We start from the raw sequence: 1132 nt of genomic DNA, 5'->3' as shown, positions 1-1132 counted from the left end.
CGCCTCGACCGCGACCAGCACGGCGCCGAGCCCGGCGCCGACCAGAACCATCCGCCACGGCAGGGTGCCGTGGACGATGCCGGCGGCGATCTGCGAGGTCAGCGCCGCCTGCGGCGCGGGCATGGCGTTGGCGGCGTCCATGCCTTCACGCGGCAGCGAGCCGACGAAGCCATAGGCCTCGTAGAGCAGGGACAGGAGCGGCGCGACGACGGCCGCACCCACCGCGACGCCGACCACGAGCACCGCCTGCTGGCGCCACGGCGTGGCGTCGACGAGCTGGCCGGTCTTCAGGTCCTGCAGGTTGTCGTTGGCGATCGAGGCCATCGTGACGATGACCGCCGCCACGAGCAGCGCCATCGCGATGACGAAGCGGTCGCCCTCCGGGCCGGCGGAGCGGCCGATCAGCAGCGGCAGCAGCACCGCCGCCGCCATGGCGGTGAGGATGCCGATGCCGGAGATCGGGCTCGAGGACGAGCCGAGGAGGCCGGCGAGGTAGCCGCAGGTGGCGGCCATCAGGAAACCGAACAGCACCGCGAACACGGTGGCGGCGACGACGAGCACGGGCAGGCTTCCGCCGAGCTCGGCGCCGGACGCGAAGTTGGCGAACAGCCACGCCAGCGGCACGGTAAGCGCCAGCAGGGCGCCGCCGACCCAGGTGATCGGCAGGTCGCGCTCGCCCCGCGGGTGGTCGCGGCCGGGCAGGCCCGAGCCGTCCTTGCGCGCCGAGGCGAGCGCCGTCGCCACGCTGCCGAGGACCGGACGAGCGAGCGACCCGACCGTCCAGAGGCCGCCGACCGCAATGATGCCGGCCCCGATCAGCCGGACCTGGCCCGACCACACCGCCTCGGCCATCTCGGCGTGCGTCGCACCCTCACCCTGGCCGAGGGCGGTCAGGAGCGGCACGGCGACGCCCCAGGCGATCGCCACGCCGGTGAGCAGCGCCAGGCACGCGCCGATGCCGACGAGGTAGCCGACGCCGACCAGCGCCAGCGAGAAGCCGGTGCCCACGCGGAACACGGCGCCTCCGGCTGCGAGCGTCCCATGGACGCCGTCGGCGAGCACCCGGAAGCCGGTGGTCGCGAGCCCGATCGCGCCGGCGCCCGCCGCCGCTGCGAGGAGGTCGCGCAGGCCC

1 protein-coding gene is annotated in these 1132 nt (G+C 75.2%); it reads right to left on the bottom strand.

The genetic code is table 11. The features are described from left to right. On the bottom strand, window positions 1-1132 hold a 1132-nt coding region (locus FV222_RS26890; RefSeq protein WP_147816181.1), incomplete at both ends, for an oligopeptide transporter, OPT family.

It is taken from the genome of Methylobacterium sp. WL103 (genome assembly GCF_008039885.1).
Lineage (GTDB): Bacteria > Pseudomonadota > Alphaproteobacteria > Rhizobiales > Beijerinckiaceae > Methylobacterium > Methylobacterium cerastii.
The sequence above is the reverse complement of the archived record's forward strand: the minus strand, read 5'-3'. Positions and strand labels throughout refer to the sequence as shown.